Origin of the sequence: Acinetobacter calcoaceticus ANC 3811 (genome assembly GCF_000399665.1) — a bacterium.
GTDB classification, from domain to species: domain Bacteria; phylum Pseudomonadota; class Gammaproteobacteria; order Pseudomonadales; family Moraxellaceae; genus Acinetobacter; species Acinetobacter calcoaceticus_B.
The window spans coordinates 2809696-2831232 of sequence record NZ_KB976986.1; the positions used below are offsets into that span (position 1 = coordinate 2809696).

25 protein-coding genes are annotated in these 21537 nt (G+C 39.4%); 9 read left to right on the forward strand and 16 right to left on the reverse strand.

All coding sequences use genetic code 11. The annotated features are described in order from the left end of the window. The first annotated feature begins 47 nt into the window (after nt 1-47). Complete coding sequence (locus F935_RS14450) at nt 48-617, forward strand: L-threonylcarbamoyladenylate synthase type 1 TsaC (protein ID WP_016139565.1); 570 nt, start codon at nt 48-50, stop codon at nt 615-617. A gap of 390 nt (nt 618-1007) precedes the next feature. On the opposite strand, the gene F935_RS14455 is transcribed toward F935_RS14450, so the two are convergent. Next, nucleotides 1008-1928 (reverse strand): DMT family transporter, encoded by a 921-nt coding sequence (locus F935_RS14455; protein ID WP_080645623.1) that lies wholly within the window; start codon nt 1926-1928, stop codon nt 1008-1010. A 111-nt stretch (nt 1929-2039) separates the two neighbouring features. Next, nucleotides 2040-2693: a TetR/AcrR family transcriptional regulator gene (locus tag F935_RS14460; protein WP_080645624.1), complete on the reverse strand. Its 654-nt coding sequence runs from the start codon at nt 2691-2693 to the stop codon at nt 2040-2042. A 135-nt stretch (nt 2694-2828) separates the two neighbouring features. Here F935_RS14460 and F935_RS14465 point away from each other — a divergent pair, with 135 nt between their 5' ends. The 4 genes from F935_RS14465 to F935_RS14480 all read left to right on the forward strand — a co-directional run bounded on the left by F935_RS14465 (nt 2829) and on the right by F935_RS14480 (nt 6234). After that, a complete protein-coding gene (locus tag F935_RS14465; protein ID WP_016139568.1) occupies nt 2829-4043 on the forward strand; it encodes an MFS transporter in 1215 nt (404 codons plus the stop codon). Nucleotides 4044-4064: 21 nt separating this feature from the next. Then, complete coding sequence (locus F935_RS14470; protein ID WP_016139569.1) at nt 4065-4829, forward strand: AraC family transcriptional regulator; 765 nt, start codon at nt 4065-4067, stop codon at nt 4827-4829. A gap of 120 nt (nt 4830-4949) precedes the next feature. Continuing rightward, a complete protein-coding gene (locus F935_RS14475) occupies nt 4950-5495 on the forward strand; it encodes a glutathione peroxidase (protein ID WP_016139570.1) in 546 nt (181 codons plus the stop codon). Between the two features lie 142 nt (nt 5496-5637). Further along, nucleotides 5638-6234 carry a hypothetical protein gene (locus F935_RS14480; RefSeq protein ID WP_080645785.1) on the forward strand — a complete coding sequence of 199 codons (597 nt, stop codon included), beginning with the start codon at nt 5638-5640 and terminating at the stop codon, nt 6232-6234. Nucleotides 6235-6284: 50 nt separating this feature from the next. Here F935_RS14480 and F935_RS14485 read toward each other — a convergent pair whose 3' ends face one another. The 11 genes from F935_RS14485 to F935_RS14535 form a co-directional block, all read right to left on the reverse strand. Then, on the reverse strand, nt 6285-6767 hold the full coding sequence (locus tag F935_RS14485; RefSeq protein ID WP_016139572.1) for a DUF2846 domain-containing protein: 483 nt from the start codon (nt 6765-6767) through the stop codon (nt 6285-6287). 155 nt (nt 6768-6922) lie between these two features. After that, the gene (locus F935_RS14490) at nt 6923-7342 is read right to left on the reverse strand and encodes a F0F1 ATP synthase subunit epsilon (RefSeq protein ID WP_016139573.1); all 420 of its coding nucleotides are present in this window, start codon (nt 7340-7342) and stop codon (nt 6923-6925) included. A 17-nt stretch (nt 7343-7359) separates the two neighbouring features. Then, nucleotides 7360-8754 carry a F0F1 ATP synthase subunit beta gene (atpD, locus tag F935_RS14495; RefSeq protein WP_003655528.1) on the reverse strand — a complete coding sequence of 465 codons (1395 nt, stop codon included), beginning with the start codon at nt 8752-8754 and terminating at the stop codon, nt 7360-7362. Between the two features lie 30 nt (nt 8755-8784). After that, nucleotides 8785-9654, reverse strand: a complete 870-nt coding sequence (gene atpG / locus F935_RS14500; protein ID WP_016139574.1) for a F0F1 ATP synthase subunit gamma — start codon at nt 9652-9654, stop codon at nt 8785-8787. Between the two features lie 77 nt (nt 9655-9731). Beyond that, nucleotides 9732-11276 (reverse strand): F0F1 ATP synthase subunit alpha, encoded by a 1545-nt coding sequence (gene atpA, locus F935_RS14505; protein WP_016139575.1) that lies wholly within the window; start codon nt 11274-11276, stop codon nt 9732-9734. Between the two features lie 46 nt (nt 11277-11322). Further along, nucleotides 11323-11859: a F0F1 ATP synthase subunit delta gene (locus F935_RS14510; protein ID WP_016139576.1), complete on the reverse strand. Its 537-nt coding sequence runs from the start codon at nt 11857-11859 to the stop codon at nt 11323-11325. Nucleotides 11860-11871: 12 nt separating this feature from the next. After that, nucleotides 11872-12342 (reverse strand): F0F1 ATP synthase subunit B, encoded by a 471-nt coding sequence (locus tag F935_RS14515; RefSeq protein WP_016139577.1) that lies wholly within the window; start codon nt 12340-12342, stop codon nt 11872-11874. A 38-nt stretch (nt 12343-12380) separates the two neighbouring features. Continuing rightward, nucleotides 12381-12626: a F0F1 ATP synthase subunit C gene (gene atpE, locus F935_RS14520; RefSeq protein WP_000424060.1), complete on the reverse strand. Its 246-nt coding sequence runs from the start codon at nt 12624-12626 to the stop codon at nt 12381-12383. An 84-nt stretch (nt 12627-12710) separates the two neighbouring features. Beyond that, nucleotides 12711-13586, reverse strand: a complete 876-nt coding sequence (atpB, locus tag F935_RS14525; RefSeq protein WP_016139578.1) for a F0F1 ATP synthase subunit A — start codon at nt 13584-13586, stop codon at nt 12711-12713. A gap of 104 nt (nt 13587-13690) precedes the next feature. Next, nucleotides 13691-14089 (reverse strand): ATP synthase subunit I, encoded by a 399-nt coding sequence (locus tag F935_RS14530; protein ID WP_016139579.1) that lies wholly within the window; start codon nt 14087-14089, stop codon nt 13691-13693. A gap of 170 nt (nt 14090-14259) precedes the next feature. Then, complete coding sequence (locus F935_RS14535; protein WP_016139580.1) at nt 14260-15099, reverse strand: metal ABC transporter solute-binding protein, Zn/Mn family; 840 nt, start codon at nt 15097-15099, stop codon at nt 14260-14262. 127 nt (nt 15100-15226) lie between these two features. Here F935_RS14535 and F935_RS14540 point away from each other — a divergent pair, with 127 nt between their 5' ends. Genes F935_RS14540 through znuB form a run of 3 tightly spaced genes read left to right on the forward strand, consistent with a single transcriptional unit; the run spans nt 15227 to nt 17298 of the window. Then, nucleotides 15227-15724: a transcriptional repressor gene (locus F935_RS14540; RefSeq protein WP_005309148.1), complete on the forward strand. Its 498-nt coding sequence runs from the start codon at nt 15227-15229 to the stop codon at nt 15722-15724. Continuing rightward, nucleotides 15697-16485 (forward strand): zinc ABC transporter ATP-binding protein ZnuC, encoded by a 789-nt coding sequence (znuC, locus tag F935_RS14545; protein ID WP_035366323.1) that lies wholly within the window; start codon nt 15697-15699, stop codon nt 16483-16485. Before F935_RS14540 ends, znuC begins: the two co-directional genes overlap by 28 nt. A gap of 3 nt (nt 16486-16488) precedes the next feature. After that, complete coding sequence (gene znuB / locus F935_RS14550; RefSeq protein ID WP_016139582.1) at nt 16489-17298, forward strand: zinc ABC transporter permease subunit ZnuB; 810 nt, start codon at nt 16489-16491, stop codon at nt 17296-17298. A 1-nt stretch (nt 17299) separates the two neighbouring features. Here znuB and F935_RS14555 read toward each other — a convergent pair whose 3' ends face one another. Continuing rightward, nucleotides 17300-17926, reverse strand: a complete 627-nt coding sequence (locus tag F935_RS14555; RefSeq protein WP_016139583.1) for a LysE family transporter — start codon at nt 17924-17926, stop codon at nt 17300-17302. A gap of 159 nt (nt 17927-18085) precedes the next feature. On the opposite strand from F935_RS14555, the gene F935_RS14560 reads away from it, so the two are divergent. Then, nucleotides 18086-19006: a Dyp-type peroxidase gene (locus F935_RS14560; RefSeq protein WP_016139584.1), complete on the forward strand. Its 921-nt coding sequence runs from the start codon at nt 18086-18088 to the stop codon at nt 19004-19006. Nucleotides 19007-19142: 136 nt separating this feature from the next. On the opposite strand, the gene F935_RS14565 is transcribed toward F935_RS14560, so the two are convergent. Further along, nucleotides 19143-19595, reverse strand: a complete 453-nt coding sequence (locus tag F935_RS14565; protein ID WP_016139585.1) for a hypothetical protein — start codon at nt 19593-19595, stop codon at nt 19143-19145. An 88-nt stretch (nt 19596-19683) separates the two neighbouring features. Beyond that, nucleotides 19684-21381: an NAD-dependent malic enzyme gene (locus F935_RS14570; protein WP_016139586.1), complete on the reverse strand. Its 1698-nt coding sequence runs from the start codon at nt 21379-21381 to the stop codon at nt 19684-19686. Between the last annotated feature and the right edge of the window lie 156 nt (nt 21382-21537).

Here is a 21537-nt window from a genome sequence, read left to right on the forward strand (position 1 = left end):
GGAGTGCACAACAGCAATTCTGTCTGATTGAAAGGAAGAGTATTACCATGATTACCACCTCAGTTACCGAAGCAGCCGAAAGTTTACATCAAGGTCAAGTCTTGGCGTATCCAACCGAGGCAGTTTGGGGACTAGGTTGCGACCCTTTTAACGAACAAGCTTTCCAAAAAATTCTAGAGCTGAAACAAAGACCTATTGAAAAAGGGGTCATTTTATTAGCAGGTCATATTAGTCAAGTGGAACACCTGTTGACCTCTTTACCTGAAGCGACTCAACACGAAATTATTGATTGTTGGACGAATCATCAACCTTCAGAAAGAGCCACAACTTGGCTATTACCTGCTGGTGAACATATTCCTTCATGGATTAAAGGCGAACATCCTCTTGTCGCCGTTCGAGTGACCACACATCCTTTGTGTGTGGCATTATGCAATGCTTTTCATGGTTTTATTGTCTCGACGAGTGCGAACCCAAGTGGCCAAGAACCTGCTCATTCACTACAAGATGCCTGCCAATACTTTGGTTCACAATTAAACTATCTCAATGGTGACTTAGGCCAAAGTCAGCAGCCAAGTAGAATTATTAATGCTCTCACTGGAGAGATTATTCGCGCCTAATTTCAGACAAAAAAAAGCTCAGTTATATAGGGATAACTGAGCATAAAAAAGGATGGGTATATACCGCATCCAGAGGGTTTGGATATCTCTGCAACGAAAGATAATTTGCAAAAAAAGCATGTCTTTCGTAGTGGTCGCTATTATGTGGTAAGTGATCAAATGAGAGAAATATCTTATTTCTCTAAAAAAAGCATGAAAAGTGTAGGGAATTTACGATTTTTCTTTTAAAAGTTAAAATTATATTAATATTTTTACTCGGCTTTTTTAATATTTATATTTCAATCTCTTTTTATAAACTATTTATAAATCATATAGAAAAACTTTAAGTAAGAAAAAAATGGCATATTTTCATCAGTTTTTTCAAAATATGCCATAGTTTTTTTAACCGCTTTAGTTTTGTTCTTGTATGAGTTCACTCTTTTTAGAGCTCACCTTCTTTTGAGCCATAACGATACCAGTTAAAATTATTATGCCGCCTAGTGTGTGATAAATGGTCCACTGTTCAGACAACCAAACACTCGCAATAATTGCAGTAAACACAGGTACCAGATTCATGAAAATACTTGTTCTATTCGGGCCAAGTTGCTGAACAGCTAACATCCAAACTAACGGCGCAATGAGTGAAGCAAATACGCCTGCATAAATAGCACTTGGCGCATTTTGTGCATTTAAAGCATCTAGCCCGAACCAAAAAATTAAAGGCAGATGAAACACAACAGAAAAACCAATCTGGACATATAAGCTCGTCATGATTGGGAGAGGCAACTGCCATTTTTTAAGGAAAACCCCATAAAATGCATAGAAGAACACAGCAATAATCATTAATGCATCGCCAAGATGTCCACCACCATTTAATAAGTGGCTAATATTTCCTTGGGACATGACATATAGCAAACCTGCGAAAGATAAAATACTGCCAAAAACTGCATATCGATTAGGTACATCTTTCAAAATGGCAAGCGAAACAAAAATCGTAAAGATAGGGATAAATGCATTCACAATTCCCATATTGGTTGCACTAGTATAGTGGGCAGCTGTATAAGCAAGTCCTTGATAAAGCACCATTCCAAATGCACTTAAAATTGCAAGCTTAGGCAGATATGGTTTGATTAGATATCGCTGTTTCCAAACGGGTAACAACATAAATGGGGTTAAAATAATAAATGCGATTAACCAACGGTAAAAACTGATACTTACCGGAGAGATATAATCCGAGACATAGCGGGTGACTACAATATTCAAAGACCAAATCAGTACTGCCAAAATGGGAAATATAAATGCCCATTTGTGATATTTCATGACCTGACTCATAGTAATACACCATCTACAAAAGAGATTTTATTTTGAAGAATGTCTTAATAAATTGAAATATCGTATTTCCGACATTGATATTGAACTTAGGACATCATCTTTTTCTAGAATCTAAAATAATGTCCAAGCTTTCACGGCATGACCTACGACTTTATGTAATTGCTCGCTACTCGCACCATCTCTCGCTTGAATAGTCAGCCCTTGAATGACAGTGGTATAAAAATCAGTCATTTCCTGTAAAGGTGCATGAGAAGATAAATCACCCTCCTCTACACCTTGCTGAAGGCGTTTTAATAATTTTTCTTTTGTCTTTATGCGCTTATCTAATAGGTTTTGCTGTACATCTTGAGTTGCATCAGAGCAATTCATAGCAGCAACAACCACCATACAACCTGCTGGCTTATTCGGCTGAACCAATCTTTTAACAATGTCATAAAGATATAACTCAACAGCAATTTTTGCAGTTTTTGCTTCTACAAATATTGTGTCAATCGGACATCCTTCATGAGCTAAATAGTAATCAACACTTCTATAAAACAGTCCTTCTTTGTCGCCAAAAGTACTGTACAAGCTTGGTGCCGTAATTTCCAAAGCCTGGGTTAAATCACTAATAGAGGTTGCTTCATAGCCATGCTCCCAAAAGAGCAACATTGCTTTTTGCAAAACCTGTTGTTCGTCAAAGCATTTAGGGCGTCCACGCTTTTTTTTCAGCGCGTCTTCTGCAACAGCTAAATTCATTTCATGCCTATTTGTCATAAAGATCACATCTATTTTTATAACAATCGTTATTAAATTAATTGACGTTCGATTTATTATCAACTATTTTATTTTCATAATGATCGTTAGTTAATTAAAAAATTGCCTTTCTTCACTTCAAATTTAGCCAAGTCAGGATTTCTTATGGACCAATCTTCTATCTCTAAAGCGCGACCCACGACCTCCCCTCAAGGAAGTTGGTTTGCCATTTTGGCCGTTGCGATTGCAGCGTTTGCATTAGTAACAAGTGAATTTTTACCTGTTGGTGTTTTAAATAGTGTTGCAACAGATTTAAATATTTCTGTAGGTACAGCAGGTCTTATTATTACTGTACCCGGCATTATGGCGGCAATTGCCGCTCCTCTATTACCTGTTTCTGTGAAACAACTTGATCGGCGTTATGTACTTATCTTACTGACAGCCATTATGGTTATTGCTAATACCATTACTGCTTTCGCTGAAAATTTCCATATTTTATTGCTCAGTCGTTTAATTTTAGGAATTTCGATTGGGGGGTTCTGGGCAACAGCGATTGCTTTAAGTGGGAAATTAGCTCCCTCACATCTTCCTATCGCTAAAGCAACCGCTGTAGTGATGGCAGGTGTAACTTTTGCGACAGTTTTAGGGGTTCCTATTGGAACATGGTTAAGTGAATTTTATGGCTGGCGCAGTGCTTTTGGAATTACAGCAGGAATTGGCGTAATTGTTTTAATCTTACAATTAATCTTTTTACCTAAACTTATTCCAGACTCGCCAATCCATATGAGGGACTTACCAGCATTATTACGTACGCCAAAAGCACGTAGTGGTATGTTGATTGTTTTACTGATCGGACTTGCTCATTTTTGTGCATATAGCTATTTAGCACCTTTCTTCAAAAATATTGCAGGTTTTAACGGTACAACGATTAGTTCATTACTATTGCTGTATGGAATTGCAGGTATTTTCGGAAATGCATTTGCTGGCTATAGCGGTAATTTAAATGTCAGATATACTCTTGCCTTTGTTAGTGCTTGTTTTGCAATTGTATTTTTTGGATTTCCACTTTTTGCCATTCATGAATTTGGTGCTATTGTCTTAACGGCATTATGGGGCTTCGCATTTGGTGCTTTCCCTACTTCAGCAAATATTTGGATGTTTGTACATGCGCCAAACGCAGTTGAAAAAGGTATGCCTCTTTTTGTAGGTATGTTTCAGGTCATGATTGCGACCGGTTCATTATTAGGTGGATATGTGGTTGATCATTTCAATGAAAATACTTTAATTTATGGTGTATTAAGCTTCGTTGCCCTAGCATTACTGAGTACATTTACCTTAGCAAAGGGCTTAAACAATCCTAAAGCTACTTGTGAAAATTAAAATATAAGTCAGAGTACATAAATGAAAAATGAGGATCAACAATTTTCTTTATTGAACAGTATAGAAGTTCATGAATTTCTATATCAAAAAGAAGATATTGTTCGTCCTCATGCATCTCTCTGGGGAGATTTTAATTTCAGTTTAAATGGCATATTAGAAATAGAGATTGAAGAACAGTTATATCTTTCTCCACCTAGCTATGGACTTTGGATTCCGCCACAAATCGTTCATCAATCTACTCATATCGATCACGAAATTCACTATATCTGTATTCGATTGCACCCTCGTCTATGCTCTATTTTAGGCGATATCTGTCGATGCTTTAGTATTCAACCTTTTCTGCGCACCTTAGTTTTGCAAATTCTCGAACAGCAAAAACAAACCGAAAAACCTGAATATTTAGAGCATCTTTTACAGGTTCTATTCGATCAATTAAAACAAGCTCCTGCATATTCACATTATTTACCGCAAACACGCCATCCTGTTTTATTGCCTATTTTAGAAAAACTTTCAGACCCATTACTTTTTGATCACTCTTTACAGCAGTTGCTTCAAAATTTCCCGGTCAGTGATCGCCACTTATTACGTTTGAGCCAACAAGAGCTTCAGCTTTCATTGTCGGAATGGCGTAACCGAGCCAAAATTGTTTATGCTATTCATCAGATTCGCCAAGGGACACCCATTAAGCGTTTAGCATATGATTTAGGTTATCAACATAGCTCAAGTTTTATCGAGTTTTTTAAACGTTATACTGGGCAAACGCCTATTCAAATCAGAAATAACTAGAATTCAGTTTATCTTTAAAAACTTTTTCTTTTTTGAACACGAATATTATTGCACTACCCCTCAATAGCAGTTAAAACAAATGCGTTACTTGATATCAATTAAAATCTTTAGGAAAGACTCATGACACAATCTGTATATCACATTCCAGTAAAAGCTATTTCAGGCGAAACGGTTGATCTTGAACAATACAAAGGTAAGGTTTTACTTATTGTAAATACTGCTTCTAAATGTGGTTTAACTCCTCAATACGAAGGCCTAGAAAAGCTTTATCAAGCAAAGAAAGATCAAGGTCTAGAAATTTTAGGTTTCCCTGCAAACAACTTTAAAGAGCAAGAACCAGGTTCTGATGAAGAGATTCAGCAATTCTGTTCATTAAATTACGATGTTCACTTCCCTTTGTTTTCTAAAGTATCTGTTGCAGGTGAAGATAAACACCCACTCTATGAAACTTTGACAGCCGCTCAACCAGAACGTGCTGGTGAAGGTCCATTCCGTGAGCGTTTAGAAGGCTTAGGTATTCCAACTAATCCAGCTCCAGAAGTTTTATGGAACTTTGAAAAATTCTTGATTAATAAAAATGGTGAAGTCGTGGCTCGCTTTGCTCCAAACATAACTGCAGATGATGAACAAATCGTTAAAGCAGTTGAAGCAGAATTAGCAAAATAACGTTTTAAAAACGTGAAAAAGAGCGTTTTATACGCTCTTTTTTATTATCTGATCAAAGTGTTGTTTGTTTGCAAAAATACAATCTTTCTCCATATTTTATGCCTATAGTACCTATTTGCTTTATTTGATGTTGTTTGTAGTTATGAAAAAAGTTTTACAGGGTGCATTTCTTCCTTTTGTAATTTTTGCCTCAGGCATGCTTTTACTTGGGTGTGATCAGGCACAAGACCATGCTACTGAACAAGATAATACTGAAATAACTGAACAGGCATCTGATCAAGCTACTGAAAGACAAGATTCAGATATCGCTCAGAGCAAAAATGAACTTAAAAGCGGTAATATTTTTTATATGGTTCGAGATGCAGCTAATTTACAGCTTAAAGCTGGAGATTATGTTGAACAACTGAAAGACACTCAACTTGACGTTGAACAAGCAATTCAAGATAAAAATCAAAATGAATTAAAAACAACTGTTGCAACCTTAAAACAGCAATTACAAGGTTTAAATCAAGCTCTTCTCACTTTGGATATCAAAAGTCAGGAAATTGAGAATATACGCCAAAGTTTATTACAGGCCAATCAACAAGCTCTTAGTATGCCGTTATTAAACGGGAAATTAGATCAAATCAATTTTGATAAAATTGAAAAACAGTTGAATACCATTCAAATGGATATGGTTAAACTCGCAGCTATGATTATGGCTGGAGATGAAAAATCAGCTTCAAAAACTGACTCTTAATCTAAAATCCATATCATAAAAAAAGCCACCTTACGGTGGCTTTTTATCGTTTATTTAGCAAGTACTATTGTTGTTTTACTACATTTACCTGTTTCAGCTAAATGGTATTCACTAATTGCTTTTTGACCTTGTGTATCATCTACTAATTTTAGGTTAGCCCCACCTACAAAAACGCCTGGTTTAATATATTGTTGTACAAAATAATTTTTCCCTGCCTCCGTTTTAAACTTCAAATGATTTGGAGAAAATTCTGATTCGGTTGAAACAGTATGTTCTTCATTAGCTGTAACTTCTTTATAAAAGAAGATACCTCTTGCCGTTTCTCCTAAACACTCCCCATCAACCCAGACATCTTTTTTCAAAGCACTACCTACTACATTGTTAGAGCGATATACATAAATTACCGCATTTCCATTTGTTGGTGCTTTTAATTGTTTTGCTTGCTGAGCTAACTGCGGATTGGCCTGTGGTACTGATGCACAGCCAACAAAAGTAGTAGAAACAAGAATAGGTAACCAATATTTGATATTCATTTTAAGTGTCTCTTATTTATGATGATTTAAGTTTTGAAATGCGAATTTACATTAAAAATATATTATTTTAAATAAAAATATTAATTTATTTTCTACCTGAAAATTACAATAAAAAAAGCCACCTTTCGGTGGCTTTTTTTATCTCAAACCAACACTTAAAGTGCGCGGTTTTTGATTTTACGAATAGTTTCAAGCTGTGCAGCTGTTTCTGCCAAGGCAGCCAAAGCAGCAGCAGAGTCCAAATCACTCTTTTGGTTCGCAAGCAATTGTTCAGCATGTTTACGTGCTTCTAAAATTGCAGCTTCATCCAAATTGTCTGCACGGATTGCAGTATCTGCAAGAACCGTCACAACATGAGGTTGAACTTCTAAAACACCGCCAGATACATAGACGATTTCTTCTGTACCATTTTCCAACTGAACACGAATCGGGCCCGGTTGAAGCAAGGTTACGAGTGGAGCGTGTCCTGGCAAAATACCAAGCTCACCACCAGCACCTTTCGCGATTAACATCGTTACTGCGCCAGAGTAAATAGACTCTTTAACACTTACGACATCACATTGCATAGTCGCCATGAGATGATCTCCTTAAATTAGAGTTTCTCAGCTTTAGCAATCACTTCGTCAATACCACCAACCATATAGAACGCTTGTTCTGGGATGTGATCGTATTCACCAGCTAATAGACCTTTAAAGCCACGAATCGTTTCTTTAAGCGATACTAATTTACCAGGAGCACCAGTAAACACTTCAGCTACGTGGAAGGGTTGAGAGAAGAAACGTTGGATTTTACGCGCACGGTAAACAACCAATTTATCTTCTTCAGCTAACTCATCCATACCCAAGATTGCGATGATGTCTTTAAGCTCTTTATAACGTTGCAAAATGTTCTGTACAGAACGTGCAATTTCATAATGCTCTTGACCAACAACTAATGGGTCTAACTGACGTGAAGTTGAGTCAAGTGGATCGATCGCTGGATAGATACCAGAAGATGCGATGTCACGGCTCAATACTACTGTTGCATCTAAGTGAGCAAATGTAGTTGCAGGCGATGGATCTGTTAAGTCATCGGCAGGTACGTATACTGCTTGGATCGATGTGATCGAACCAGATTTAGTAGACGTAATACGCTCTTGAAGAACACCCATTTCTTCTGCAAGTGTAGGTTGGTAACCTACCGCAGATGGCATACGACCTAACAATGCTGATACTTCAGTACCTGCAAGTGTATAACGGTAGATGTTGTCGACGAATAATAATACGTCACGACCTTTACCATTTTCGTCTTTTTGATCACGGAAGTATTCAGCCATAGTCAAACCAGTTAACGCTACGCGTAAACGGTTACCTGGTGGCTCGTTCATCTGACCGTAGACCATTGCTACTTTGTCAAGAACGTTAGAATCTTTCATTTCGTGATAGAAGTCGTTACCTTCACGAGTACGCTCACCAACACCAGCAAACACAGATAAACCTGAGTGAGCTTTCGCGATGTTGTTGATCAACTCCATCATGTTAACGGTTTTACCAACACCAGCACCGCCGAACAAACCAACTTTACCACCTTTTGCAAACGGGCAAAGTAAGTCGATGACTTTAATACCAGTTTCTAAAAGATCAGTAGAAGCTGCTTGTTCAGCATAAGAAGGTGCTTGACGGTGAATCGGCAAACGCTCTTCAGTCGCTACAGGACCTGCTTCATCAATTGGGCGACCCAAAACGTCCATGATACGACCAAGCGTAGCTGGACCTACTGGAACAGAAATCGGTGCATTTGTGCTGGTTACATTAAGGCCACGTTTAAGACCTTCTGTAGAACCCATTGCGATGGTACGAACAACACCATCGCCAAGCTGTTGCTGAACTTCTAATGTAGTTTCAGTACCGTCAACTTGGAGAGCGTCATAGATCTTAGGAACGCTATTGCGCTCAAACTCGACGTCGATAACCGCGCCGATGATCTGAATGATACGACCGCTACTCATTGCTGTCTCCTCAATTCAAACTTAATAATGTTAAACGGCAGCGGCACCGCCAACGATCTCGGAAATTTCCTGAGTAATCGCGGCTTGACGCAGCTTGTTGTAAATGAGTTGTAGGTCTTTAATCAGTTGTCCTGCGTTGTCTGTCGCTGCTTTCATCGCGACCATACGAGCTGACTGCTCACATGCAACGTTTTCAATCACACCTTGATAAACCATAGACTCGATATAGCGAACCAACAAACCATTTAACAATTCTTCTGCTTCTGGTTCGTAGATATAGTCCCAACCATAAGTACGGTTGAGATCATCGCCTTCTTCTGCTGGTGCTAAAGGAACAAGTTGTTCTACTTTAGGCTGCTGAGTCATCGCATTAATGAAGCCATTTGATACGAGGTAGATACGATCTAATTCGCCCTTATCAAATGCATCAAGCATAACTTGAACTGAGCCAGTTAACTGTTCCAAACTCGGCGCATCGCCAAGTTGGGTAGTTGCACCAAGCACTTTACCGCCGTAATTCTTAAAAAACGAAACCGCTTTTTGACCAATTAAAGCAAATTCAACTTCAATTGACTGCTGTTGTTGTGCTTTGACATGCTGCACAACTTTCTTGAACAAGTTAATGTTCAAGCCACCTGCCAAACCACGATCTGAAGACACTACGATATAGCCAACGCGCTTAACTGGGCGATCAACCATATAGCGGTGTTTGTATTCAGGGTTTGCTTGGACTAAGTGAGCAATTACACGGCGCATATTATCGGCATACGGACGGCCCTGAGCCATGCGCTCTTGCGCACGACGCATTTTAGAAGCAGCTACCATTTGCATCGCGCGAGTAATCTTTTGCGTGCTCTTGATACTAGCTACTTTGGCGCGAATTTCTTTTAAATTTGCCATACGCTTAACCTAGTATTCGAAAGCTCTTTCGAGCTTCCGAAGGTTGATCCGTGAACCAAACTTAACTAAAACTGAACTTAGTAAGTTTGAGTCGCTTTAAAGCTTTCAATACCTGCTTTGATTGCTGCTTCGATGTCTTTGTTATAATCACCAGTTTCATCGATTTGTTTCATCAACGGAGCATATTCTGAGCGGAAGTAAGAAATTAACGCAGTATCAAAGTCTACGATTTTCTTAACTTCTACGTCAGACATATAGCCTTCGTTAGATGCATAAACAGAAACAGCCTGGTCAGCAATTGAGTAAGGAGCATATTGCTTTTGCTTCATTAACTCAGTTACACGTTGACCATGTTCAAGTTGTTTACGAGTTGCTTCATCAAGGTCAGAAGCGAACTGAGCAAACGCAGCCAATTCACGGTATTGTGCTAAAGCAGTACGGATACCACCAGACAATTTTTTGATGATCTTAGTTTGAGCAGAACCACCAACACGAGATACAGAGATACCCGCGTTCACAGCAGGACGAATACCTGCGTTGAATAATGATGTTTCTAAGAAGATCTGACCGTCAGTAATCGAAATTACGTTCGTTGGTACGAATGCAGATACGTCACCTGCTTGAGTTTCAATAATTGGCAATGCAGTTAAAGAACCAGTTTTACCAGTTACTGCGCCATTAGTGAATTTCTCAACGTAGTCAGCAGATACACGAGAAGCACGTTCAAGAAGACGTGAGTGAAGATAGAATACGTCACCCGGATACGCTTCACGACCTGGTGGACGACGTAAAAGCAATGAAATTTGACGGTAAGCAACTGCTTGCTTAGACAAATCATCATAAATAATAAGAGCGTCTTCACCGCGATCACGGAAGTATTCACCCATTGTACAGCCAGAGTACGGAGCTAAGTACTGCATTGCAGCAGGATCAGCAGCCGCAGCAGCGACAACAGTTGTATACGCCATAGCACCAGTTTCTTCTAGCTTACGTACAACGTTTGCAATTGTTGATTGTTTTTGACCAATCGCAACGTATACACATTTAATGCCAGAATTTTTCTGAGCGATAATCGCATCGATCGCCATCGCTGTTTTACCAGTTTGACGGTCACCAATAATCAACTCACGCTGACCACGACCCACAGGAATCATGGTATCAACTGATTTATAACCAGTTTGAACAGGTTCGTCTACAGACTGACGCCAAATTACGCCTGGTGCTACTTTTTCAACAGCATCAGTTAATTTTGCATCAATTGGGCCTTTGCCATCAATTGGGTTACCCAAAGCGTCGACAACACGGCCAAGAAGTTCCGGACCAACTGGAACTTCAAGTACACGACCTGTACAACGAGCTTTTTGACCTTCTTGAAGGCTTAAGTAGTTACCTAAGACAACGGCACCCACTGAATCCTGTTCTAGGTTCAGTGCCATACCAAATAAGCCGCCGTCAAATTCGATCATTTCACCGTACATTGCATCAGCAAGACCGTGAATGCGCACGATACCGTCGGATACCATAACAATGGTACCTTCGTTTTTAGCGGTCGCGCTGGTGTCCAGATCGCTGATACGCTGTTTAATGAGCGCACTGATCTCGGATGGATTCAGTTGTTGCATTGCGCTATTCCTCAATCTTTTATTAGTTCAGTCTTCATCATTTGCATTATGCAAGAAGACGAGTACGCATTTTTTCAAGCTTGTTAAGCGCAGAATCATCTATCACTTGATCGCCTGCACGAATTACAACACCTGCAATAAGCTCAGGTTTAACTTCAACTGAAACAGTTACAGTACTGTTGAAACGCTTTTCTAAAGCAGATTTCAACAATTGCTCTTGTTCAGCAGTTAATGGGAAAGCCGATTCAATCACGACATCCACATTGTTGTTATTCTGTGATTTAAGCTGTTCATATTCTGCTTCAATTTCAGGTAACAACATTAAACGATCGTTATCTGCAAGAAGTGTCAAAAAGTTAGACACTGCTTGAGATTGACCTTCACCTAAAACTTTAGCAAAAAGCTTCACTTGCTCCACAGGAGTAAGTTCAGGGCGATTTAAATAAGCGGAAAATGCTTCGTCTTGCACCGCAGCACTGAGCACTTGTAACGCATTCGACCAATTGTCTGTTGCACCTTGCTCAGAAGCATAAGCAAATACTGCTTTGGCATACGGACGTGCCAACGTCAAGAGTTCAGCCATGATTCGCCTCTCTTAAAGTTTAGCAGCCAGCTGAGACAGCATGGCATTATGAGCTTCTGCGTCAACTTGCTGGTTCAGGATTTTTTCTGCGCCAGTTACTGCCAAAGCAGCTACTTGTTGACGTAATTCTTCGCGAGCAGAATTGATATCTTGATCAACAGCTTCTTTAGCCTGTTGACGAATACGCTCACCTTCAGCCGCAGCTTGAGTACGCGCTTCTTCGATCAATTGTGCTGCACGACGGTTCGCTTGTTCGATCAATTGAGCCGCTTGTGCTTTAGCTGCATCAAGTTCTTGCTTTACTTGCGATTGTGCATCGGCAAGGTCAGCTTTCGCTTTTTCTGCTGCATTTAAGCCATCAGCAATTTTACGCTGACGCTCACTAATCGCATTGATTAGTGGTGGCCAAACAAACTTCATGCAGAATGCAACAAAGCATGCAAACGCAATCGCTTGACCAATCAATGTGAGGTTGATATTCATTGCAATTCCTCAAATAGTGGATTTAGGAATTAAGATGATTAACCTACAAATGGATTAGCGAAGATGAAGAACAAGCCAATACCAACACCGATCATAGGCACAGCATCAAGAAGACCCGCGATTAAGAACATACGAGTTTGAAGTTGTGGAGCCAATTCTGGTTGACGAGCTACAGCTTCTAGAAAGCGACCACCCAAAAGACCAAAACCAATCGCAGTACCTAAAGCACCGAAAGCGATCAAGATAGCAGATGCAATTGCAACTAGACCTAAAGTGAGTTCCATGAAAAATTCCTCAGAGGTTAGGTTATTACCAAATTAAATTAAAAAAATTCAGCCCAACCATCGTTTGATAGTTAGGCAATACCATTAATGTTTTTCGCTTGCCATGCTCAAGTAAACGATGGTAAGCATCATAAAGATGAATGCCTGCAACGTGATTACAAGAATGTGGAAGATCGCCCAAGGCACAGATAACGCCCATTGAATCCAGAACGGCAATAAAGCAATTAGGATAAAGATCAGCTCACCAGCATACATGTTACCGAATAGTCGGAGAGCTAATGAAATAGGACGAGCAAGGAATGTTACCAATTCCAAAATCAAGTTCACTGGAATAAGCAACGCTTTTGCAACTGGATTACTTGGGTTAAATGGGTTAAGTGCCAACTCGCCAACGAAACCACTAACACCCTTTTCGCGGATGCTGTAGAACAAAATCAGTACAAATACAGATAAAGACATACCTAAGGTAATGTTTGGATCTGTAGATGGAACGATCTTGAAGTAAACGTGGTGAGGGTTCATACCAAATACGTTTGCGCCTACAAATGCTGCAACTTGAGGAATCCAGTCAACTGGAATCAAGTCCATTAAGTTCATGAGGAAAATCCACACAAAAATAGTGAGAGCAAGTGGAGCAATTAAACGTGATTTGCCATGAAAGGTGTCACGGACACTTGAGTCAACAAACTCAATGATCATTTCAATTGCAGACTGGAATTTAGTTGGAACACCTGCTTTTGCAGTTTTCGCAACAATCCAGAATAACAAACAGAAAATAACACCAAGGCCAATTGACCAACCCATTGAATCCAAGTGAATTGCAGTGAACCCCATCGAATGAGCTTCTTCAGCAGTCTCAGCCAATTTCCATGTACCGTCTGGCATTTTGCCATAGGTCATATTGGTCAAGTGATGCTTGATATACTCTGTCGAAGTGAGGGCATGTTCTTCAGCAGCCATAAATCACACCTGGTCAATGTCAATTACTAAAAAGAAGGGTTACGAACATCGGCGTACTGTCGATATCTCGCCACCCTCCAAAAAATCTTCAATTCTTCTTGTTTCTACACCCGTTTTTGTTGACGTGACACCCAAAACGGAGCGACCCACGACATTGCCTGAACGAGAATAAAACCAAACAGCAATGCTAACGGTGATAAAGGTTTAACATTGCTCAAAATCAAAATAAATCCAACGATCATGATTGCAAATTTGCCTAACATGCCCCTATACATGTTAGACAGCACTTGTTTTGATGCTCTCGCACCTGCTGTTCTGAAGGATTGCCACGAGAAATAACTCATAGCAAGCCAGCAAACCAGTGCACCAAGTGCCGCACTTAATGCTGCTGTCATGTCTTTTATGCTCCACGCCACGAGGGCGGAAACAGGGATCATACATGCTTGTAAGAAGACCAAAGCTTTTGCTAATCGTCGGTCAATCAAGCGACTAGTTCGGCTCATTATTTATCCACTCACAGCATAAATGCTTGACAAGTTTAGCTGATGATCGCTTTTAATCGCAGGCATTATAGAGTTACACCCCTGAACATGCAATCTTTTCCCGACTTTAGTCGGGGTTTTTCATGACAGGTGGTGCTGACGCTACAGTCAGCCTTTGTTTGTTTTTTATCTTATTTTTGCGTACTTAATACACATTTATCTGTTTTTATAGCCAGTTTCTTCCATGCAGTGACGAAATCATCCTCGTTATTCATGCTCTCGTCTACGGGTTGAAAAGTAATGTTACCTAATTTTTGATACTGGCTTTTAGTGGTAAAACTTTCTGCCAATAAACACATCTGATCTTTTGGCCGATTATCATTAAGATACTTAATTTGAGCCGCTGTTGGTGCAACATGAGGATCATCTGTCAAAGCGCCTGCAAACTTTAAGTTTAAAGAGCGTTCTAAATATTGATAAGCATCATGATATGACCAATATGGTTTGCCATTACTTGTACTGTCGTAAACTTGTGCAGCCTGAAACATCTTACGAGCAAAGATATTGGCATTATTCCAATATTTAGCCTTATTTTCAGGATGCTGCTGAGAACGTAAAGCTGCAATAAAGAAACCGATTCGAACTGCGTTGTTAGGTTCTAACCACACATGGGTATCTACCGTATTAGGTAAAGCCGCCCCACGTGTACTACGCAGAGGTAAAACAGAAACTATACCACTATCTAATAAGGCAATTGCTTTCTTATTATTACCTAACAATTTATTTAGAGGGGCTTCATGAGCCTTACCCAGCCAGATTACTAAAGATGCATCATTAATTGCTTTACGGTGAGCTGGGGTTAATTGTACGTCATGCCCAGTTTGTCCCTTTAATAAGAGTTGTGGTTCTTCAACACCCTGAGTGACTTCTTTTGCAATCAGATAGATCGGGTGTGTAGAAACCACCAACCCCTGACTCCACCCTAACGTACTCAAAAGAGAGAACATACTGAAAACAAAAAAACGGAACATGACAGACCATCAATTAAAATTAGCTTGAAGCATGTTATAATATAACAAAGTTACAAAAATACCTAAGATTAATCGAATGAAGCATCGCTTCATGCTAATATTCCGTTAAAAATTCGAGGTTATTTCTATGAGTTCCTGCTCGCATGAACATCATGATTCTTTGCATGGGGTGCATGATCACCATAATGTCGCAAACCGTTTAGCTGAAGCAGAAAATTTATGTTCTGCGACTGGCGCACGACTTACGCCTTTGCGCAAAGAAGTTTTGGAACTCATTTTAAATGCTTCGGGCCCAATGGGTGCTTATGACTTACTCGCACGCATAAAAAGTCAAACTGATCGCCCAGCTGCTCCTCCAACTGTATATAGAACTTTAGATTTTTTATTAGAAAAAGGTTTGATCCATCGCCTAACTTCTATTAACGCCTATATTCCCTGTTGCCATCCTCGCGAAGGTCATCAAGCAGCATTCTTAATTTGCACCGAATGTCACATGGTTAAAGAAGCCTCTTCTCAAGGCTTAACTCACCAGCTTGATCAACTTGCAGCGTCAGATGAGTTCGTGGCTCAACATAGCATCATTGAAATTTCGGGGAAATGCCAACAGTGCCGCACAACTCGCTAGATCCTGTATTAATTCAGCTTGAGCAGGTTTCTGTTCATCGTGATAATCGGGAAATTTTAAAAAAAGTTGATTTTGCTCTACATCAAAATGAAATTGTGTCTTTGATCGGGCCAAATGGTGCTGGCAAATCAACACTGATTAAAGTTCTACTTGGTATTCTCCAACCGAGTAGTGGACGCATTGTTAATTATAAAAAGCTTAAAATGGCGTATGTGCCACAAAAATTCAATCCTTCACACAGTCTACCCTTACGTGTGCAGGATCTACTTGATTTAGAAAAATGCACCCCTGCCCTGCGTCAGGAAATTATTCAAGACACCGGTATTTCCAAGTTACAACAATCAAAAGTACAACAACTTTCCGGTGGTGAACGCCAACGGGTACTACTAGCGCGCGCCCTACTTCGCCAACCAGATATTTTAGTTCTCGATGAACCGATGCAAGGCTTAGATATTCAGTCAGAAGCTGAACTTTATGAGTATGTCCGTAGTTTGCCGGAACGATATGGCTGTGCAATCTTAATTGTTTCCCATGACTTACAATGGGTGATGGAAGGAACACACCGTGTAGTATGTTTAAATAAACATATTTGCTGTAGTGGACTCCCAGAGAATATTCAACAACATCCTGAATATCAGGCTATCTTTGGAACTCAACGGGTTTTCTATCAACATCATCATGATCATTGTGCTCATGGTGATGCAGCACACCCCTGCCCTCATAATGACCGTCCTCACATCCACCCAGAACCGGAAGCTTAAGCCATGATGGAATGGTTACAATTATTGTTGCCCGCATGGATTATGGGAATCTTGCTGGTATTTTTAACCGCACCTCTGGGTTGTCTAATGCTGTGGAGACGCATGTCTTTTTTTGCTGACACCATGGCACACGGAACACTACTTGGGGTTGCTATCGCAGGTGCTTTAAGTCTTCCTCTTTGGCTTGGTGTTGCAGGCACTGCTGTTTTACTGGTCGCAATTTTATGGGCCCTACATGACAACCGTTTACCCAATGACGCGCTCTTAGCCTTATGTTCAGCGACATTACTCTGTAGCGGTTTGTTGTTTATTCAACATGTTCCAAGTTTAAGACCAGAGCTTTTAAGTTATTTATTTGGCGATTTGCTCAGTATTGATTGGCCCGACTTACCCGTTTTCACTTTAATTATTGCGCTATCCCTCGTGATTCTTTACCGTTTTTGGCAGCCGCAAATACAGTTTGCAATTGATCCAGATATTGCAATTAGTGAAGGGGTAAATGCGAACTGGCAACGTCTTATTTTTATGCTTTTATTGGCTTTATTTACTGTCTTGGCTTTGCGTGCTGTAGGTTCTTTACTTATGGGTGCCTTACTGGTAATACCTGCTTTAAGTGCTCGCTTATTAGCAAATTCACCAAAGCAAATGGTCATTTGGGCGTTTGTATTAGCTCAAGTTGGGGTTAGTGTAGGCCTATGGTCAAGCGCAGCACTCAATATCTCTACAGGCTTGAGTATTGTTTTATGCATGGCGTTAACTTTCGCTGTTATTTTTATAACTCAAAAGCTAAAAAATCAAACACAGGCGGCCTAAATTAGGACGCCTGATGAACTGTACTTAATAATAAAGCTGCACAGCTAAACATCACAGCAAAACCCCGATTCAAATATTTTTGCTGTTTAGGAGAACGAAGTAATCTTAGAACCTTTGATGCGAGCCCCGTATATCCAGCCATTACAATCAAATCAATCGTGATCATTGTTACAGCCATAATCAGGTACTGTATCCATTGAGGCTTACCCAAATCTAGAAACTGGGGTAAAACAGCTAATAGAAATACAATCGCTTTGGGATTACTAATATTGACCACAAAACCATTTAGTAATAGCGCAAATACAGATTTATCTCTTTTTTCTTGTTGAATTTCTATATCTTTTACAGGGGCTGTCCACTGTAAATAAGCAAGATATAACAAATAAATCACACCAAACCATTTAACAAACTGAAAAGCCAAAGGTGTCGTTGCAAATAAAACGCCCACACCTGCCGCCACCACCATAATTTGAAGTAGCAAAGCAATTTGCAAACCTATTGCATTCCAATAGCCATGCCTAAAACCATAGTTTAGACCACTCGACATTGAAGCAATTGCTCCCGCACCCGGTGAGATACTAATGACCCAACAGGCCAACATATAAGCGAACCAAACTTGCAGAGACATAGCGAAAAATAGACTATAAAAGTGGAATTATACTGTTTTATAAAGCTATCTTAGTCAGAATTCAAACAATAAAATCAAGAAATAGACTACTAACAGCTCTTCGCATCAGGCACAATAATTCAAGCTCATACTAAATTATAATTGAGGAGATACCTTCCAATGACTGCTCAATCTGTCATTTTACCATTGCCATCAGATCATGCTCGTTTCATTGTTCTTCGTTTAAAAGACTTATCCATTGATGAATTAAAAAAACAAATTGAAGCTTTATTTGAAGCTCGTGACCGCCTCATGACTCAGCATTCTGATGCTCAAATTAAAACAGCAGTCGCTTTTGGTCCCGAACTATGGAAACAGCTCCATTCGCAAACTCCTGAAGGATTTAAACAGCTTGAGCCAGAACAAGGTGCATTCAATATGCCAGCCGTGCCAGCAGATGTGCTTATTCACATTGCCAGCATGCGCTCTGATATTTGTTTTGCATTAAGCCAAGCATTTTTTGAAGGTATTAAAGATAAAGTCGAAGTTCTTGATGAGCGTGTTTGCTTCCGCTATTTCGATGGTCGAGATATGACAGGTTTTATAGACGGCACGGAAAATCCTCAGTTCCCTGATGACCGTGCAGAAACAGCTCTCCTACCCGAAGAGGCTGGAGTATTTGCCGATGGCAGTTTTATATTTGCACAGCGCTATGCACACGACTTAGAAAAATGGAAAAAATTGAAAGTTGATGCGCAAGAAAATGTTATGGGCCGCACCAAACTTGAATCTATTGAATTAGATGATGACGTAAAACCAGAAAATGCTCATGTTGCTCGCACTGTTGTTGAGGATGATGAAGGCGAAGAAATGGAAATCCTACGTCATAGCCTTCCTTATGGTGATGGTCGAGGCGATCAAGGCTTATTTTTCATTGCCTATACTAAAGACCTTAGCATTATTGATGCCATGTTAAAGCGCATGTTCGGCACAAGTGGAGATGGTATTCATGACCGCTTATTGCACTTCGTGACCCCACTTGATGGCGCTTATTACTTTGCACCAAGTGAAGAATTGCTAGAAGAAATTCTAGAAGGTTAATTTTTAAAAAAGTAGCTATTATGGTAGCTACTTTTTTTATTTAAAACCAAAGAACAAGAAATAAGTACTTTGACATTTCACAAAGATATTATGCTTTATCTTTATAAATTAATAAAAATCACTCTTAAATATAAACTTAAGGCCCATTCGCATTTCTTATTTCAAGCACTTCATTACAGTCTTTAGAGGTTGAATAAACGAAAATTCTTTTATCTTGATTTTCTAGCAAAATGGCATCTTTATTTTCACCAAAAGCATTTTTAGAAATATCACACTTATAAGCTGACAGTTGAAAGCTCTTTACGACTTCACATTTAGACTCAACAATGTTGTCATTAAAACCATACCATTCTGTAATATTTGGATTTGAACAAGAAATTTGAGCTATTTGATCAGCTTCTTTTGTTTTAATCGTATTCTCTTTCTTTTCACTTACAGGTAAAGCCTCACTTACAGCAGAATTTGATTTATTCGCCTCAGTCTGTACCACACCAGATTCATGATTAGAATCATTTTGCATTTTATGCGGACCTTTATCACTACAAGCCATTAAAGCGCCCATAAAAATTAAAATACAAATATTCTTCATGAAAAATTTCTCATAATTATGTGTTATTTAAACTGAGACATATTAATAAAAAAGAGGAGCTTAAGCTCCTCTTTCCACCTTCGCATTCTTAGAAAGGAATACGCTTATATTTGCGGTATTCAGGTTTCCAGAATGATTGATCAATTTTCTGTTTCAACAAATCATCACTAATCGTTACAGCCACACCATCTGCCATTGCAGCTTTCGCAACTTCGAATGCAATAACTCTAGATACTTGTTGAATTTCACCCAACGGCGGCAACAAATCAGCTTGTGGATCTTTAAGCAATGGAGAACAATTTGCTAAAGCACTACTTGATGCCATTAACATATTTTCTGTAACACGCTTAGCACCCGATGCAATCACACCTAAGCCAATGCCTGGGAAAATGTACGAGTTATTACACTGCGAAATATTGTAAAGTTTGCCGTGATGATTCACAGGAGCAAACGGACTACCTGTTGCAATTAATGCTTTGCCTTCAGTCCACTCCACAATATCAGCAGGTACAGCTTCAACACGTGAAGTTGGGTTAGACAATGGCATAACAATTGGACGTTCACAATTTGCAGCTAAAGTCTTAATGATTTCTTCTGTGAACAAGCCAGGCTGACCAGAAACACCAATTAACACTGTAGGCTTAGCATTTTTAACAACATCAAGTAGTGAAATCACTTCTTCAATATTGCCCCACTGATCAACCACCTCAGCTTTTTGTGCCAACTTACGTTGGAAGTCGAGCAAGTTTGGTTGATTCTCAGTGATCAAACCAAAACGGTCTACCATATAAACGCGAGCACGTGCTTCTGCATCAGTTAGACCTTCTGCAACCATTTGAGCAACAATTTGCTCAGCGATACCACAACCTGCCGAACCTGCACCTAAGAAAGCAATTTTTTGATCTTTTAATTGTTTGCCCGCTGCACGACTCGCAGCAATCAAACTACCAACAGATACCGCTGCTGTTCCTTGAATATCATCGTTAAAACAGCAAATTTTATCGCGATATTTTTCTAAAAGTGGCATCGCATTTTTTTGTGCGAAATCTTCAAACTGAATTAATGCTTTTGGCCAACGACGCTTCACAGCATCAATCACCATATCTACAAATGCGTAATATTCATCGCCACTAATACGTGGCTGACGCCAACCCATATAGATCGGATCATTTAACAGTTGTGTGTTATTCGTACCTACATCAATTGTGATTGGCAATGTATAGGCTGGGCTAATTCCACCACAAGCCGTGTAAAGCGAAAGTTTTCCAATAGGAATCCCCATTCCGCCAATACCTTGGTCACCAAGACCTAAAATACGTTCACCATCAGTGATCACGATTACTTTTACATTATTTTTATTTACGTTCTGCAAAATATCATCAATCACATCACGATCTGGATATGAAATAAAAACACCACGATGACGACGATAGATATCAGAGAAACGCTGACATGCTTCACCCACAGTTGGGGTGTAAATAATCGGCATCATTTCTTCAAGATGATTTTCGATTAAATGATAAAACAAAGTTTCATTGGTATCTTGGATATTACGCAGATAGATATGTCGATTGATATCATCAGTGAAAGCGCAATATTGCTGATAAGAGCGCTGGCTCTGCTCTTCAATAGTTTCAATAATATGGGGGAGTAAACCGTGTAAGTTAAAGTTACTTCTTTCTTCTTCAGTGAAAGCCGAACCTTTATTTAAAAGTGGTAACTCTAAAAGTGTAAAACCTGCATATGGGATATAAAGGGGATGTTTACTTGGGTGTCCTGATATCATTGCCTATCTCATTTTCCAGCTTAGAGTAGAGAAAAACACGTTTTGTATGGTCTCTAAAACTCTTTGTGTATATAAGCTTAAGGCTATTTTCATCGAAATAGGTATTTTAAACCGTGATGTTAAAATTAAACACTATTTAGTTAATACATACATAAA